This window comes from Enterobacter cloacae complex sp.6700776, from assembly GCF_048284255.1.
GTDB lineage: Bacteria > Pseudomonadota > Gammaproteobacteria > Enterobacterales > Enterobacteriaceae > Enterobacter > Enterobacter intestinihominis.
This window is the reverse complement of sequence record NZ_JBLVYK010000304.1, coordinates 1-266: the sequence shown is the minus strand read 5'-3', so window position 1 is coordinate 266 and position 266 is coordinate 1. Positions and strand designations below refer to the sequence as shown.

Below are 266 nucleotides of genomic sequence, written 5' to 3'. Positions count from 1 at the left end.
GCCGGCCGCGGCTTCGAGACGCCAACCATTAACGAACTCTCCTACCGCTCCGATAACCAGAGCGGCCTCAACTTCGGCCTGAAACCCTCCACCAACGACACGGTGGAGATCGGCAGCAAGACGCGGATCGGCAATGGGCTGTTCACCGCCGCCCTGTTCCAGACCAATACCGATAATGAGATTGTGGTCGACAGCAGCAGCGGCGGGCGCACCAGTTATAAAAACGCCGGCAAGACCCGCCGTCAGGGGATGGAGCTGGGGCCGGA

General features: G+C 62.0%; 1 protein-coding gene. It reads left to right on the top strand.

All coding sequences use genetic code 11. The features are described from left to right. On the top strand, positions 1-266 hold a 266-nt coding region (locus tag ACNQ0T_RS24365), incomplete at both ends, for a TonB-dependent receptor domain-containing protein (protein ID WP_417930515.1).